This window comes from Diplocloster hominis (assembly GCF_032380655.1).
Taxonomy (GTDB): Bacteria; Bacillota; Clostridia; order Lachnospirales; family Lachnospiraceae; genus Diplocloster; species Diplocloster hominis.
Window position 1 is genome coordinate 1 of sequence record NZ_JAWDIY010000078.1, and the last position, 2200, is coordinate 2200.

Here is a 2200-nt window from a genome sequence, read left to right on the forward strand (position 1 = left end):
AAACCGCCGTCAGGCTGCCTTCCAGGGCAGCGCCGCCGGTGACGCCGCTTTCCCCCTGGGCGGACAGGGACGCGCCCTGTGCCACCTGCAGGCTGCCCGCAACGGCAGCGCCCGCCCCGTCCCCGGCGGCACCCCGGCCGCCCTGGACGGCCGCATGGCCCGCGGTAACCGTAAGGGCCCCCGCGGTAACTCCATGGCCGCCCACATCCGCGCCCGCTCCGCCGGTAATGGTGACGCTGCTGCGGGCGGACAGCTCAAGCTCCGTCCCCCCGGCGTCAACACCGGGAGCGCCGTCTCCGCCCGTCAGGGCCGCGTTGTCCAGGGCCAGGATGAGCGTATGGCCCTGCGTATCCGTCAAAAAGCTCTTGCCCTCCTGGGCCTGCATGGCAAGGCCGGTGACAGCTAACGACAGGTTCTGCGGGTTTGTTATCTCTATCTGCCCGTTGGTGGTAAGCGCGCCGGTAAGCCCAGGCCCCGCAAGGGTAAGACTGCCCACGCCCGCGGGGACTCTAAGCGTGCCCGCAGCGCCCTCCCGCACCTTAAGCGTCATGCCGTCCGTGAGGGTCAGCCGCTGGGTGGTGACGCCGTCGTTATAGGCGGCGGCGCCATCCAGCACGGCGTTCCACTGGGGCTGCATCCTGCCCACGCTCACGGTGCCGGTGCCGGTGCGTACCTGTACCTCAGCGCCGCCTTCCCTCATCAGCGCGGTGCCCAGGGCCTCCAGCCGGTACCCCGCCAGCTCCGCGGCCAGTTCCACCGCAATCCGGCTGCCCACAGATACCTCTGTCGCCGTCAGCACGGCCGCGGTGTCAGTGAACGTTACGGTACATCCAAACACGGAGCTGCCGTTCTGGCTGGTGGCGGCAGCCGTCAGACGGCCCCCCAGCGCAATGGACAGGCTGTCTGAAGAGCCGCCGATGCCGCTGTGGCCTTCCGCCGTCAGGGCCGCGCCCTTCTGTAGCGTCAGGGAGCCGCCCGCTTCCAGAAATGTGACGCCCATCCCGTCCCTGGTCTTTCCCGCGCCGCCCTGGGCGGCGGCATGGCCGGACGCCATGGTAAAGTTTTGCACGGCGATACCCGCGCCCCCCATGCCCTGGGCGCTGCTGCCGCCTCGGGCGTTAAGCGGCCCGTTGACGGTGAGGTTATATACGTATATCCCATTGCCGCCCTCTCCGTCCGTACCCGCGCCGCCGGTCAGGATCACGCTGTTTTCCGCGTTTATGGTCACCTGCGCTTCGCGCTGCATCACGTCCACTGCGTTCCCGCTCAGGCCGTCCGGGCCCGACGCGGCGGAGCCGGACAGGGAAACGTCCGTCAGGTTCAGCGTAAGGGAATGGGCCTGGCTGTCAAACAAAAAGGGGGACGCCGAACCCGAGGACATGTTGAGGTTTTTAATGTTGAGGATCGTATTTTGGGGGTTTTTGATCTCCACCCGCCCGGGGCTTGTGATCCGGTTATCCTTTCCCTTTCCGGTCAGGGTAAGGGTATTGACACCGTCGGGAACGGTGAGCGCGCCCGATGCGCCCTCTTCCACCCTTACCACCGTGCCGTCCGTCAACTCCAGAGGCGTGATGGTATCACCCTCCTGGTAAGCAGCCACGCCCTTCCAGCTGGCGTTCCACACCGGCAGCTCCCGCGCGCCCACTACGCCCGGCTGGTCGCTGGTGGTGGCAAGGGTGCGCGCGCTGTTCAGCGTTACCCCGCCGCGGGCGTACAGCTCACAGCTGTCCTGTAGCCGGGGGTCCAGCTTAACGGAAATGCTGTTGCTGTTGCCGGCGCTTTCCTGTACGGTAAGGGCTGCCGACGGGCCGGACATCAAAAACGTGCCTCCGGAAGGCATCTTCACGGCGTCGCCCTGGGCGTGGGTGGCGGTGGCCGTCAGGCTGCCGCCCAGCAGGATCTGCTGCTGGACAGACACGTAGTAGACGCCGCTGCCGCCCGTGGCGGTCAGGGACGCGCCCTCTTTCACATGCAGGCTGCCCATGAGGAAAACGCCGGAGCCCTGACCCTGGCTGCACTGACCGCCTACGGCTGTTACACTGCCGGCCTGCAGGACGAGATTCTTTGCGGCCAGGCCGCTTCCGGCGGCAGCGCCGGCCATATCCTTTAAGCCCTTGCCGCCGGTAAGCACCACACTGCCCTCAGCGGTAAGCGCTACGGAGGACAAAGGGGCATTGATGGCGCTTTGGCCCGCCGTGCC

At 67.2% G+C, this 2200-nt stretch carries 1 protein-coding gene; it reads right to left on the reverse strand.

The window, feature by feature from the left end; translation table 11 throughout:
* Positions 1-2200, reverse strand: a 2200-nt coding sequence (locus tag ABC831_RS26275) for a hypothetical protein (RefSeq protein WP_343251038.1), incomplete at both ends; no start/stop codon positions are given.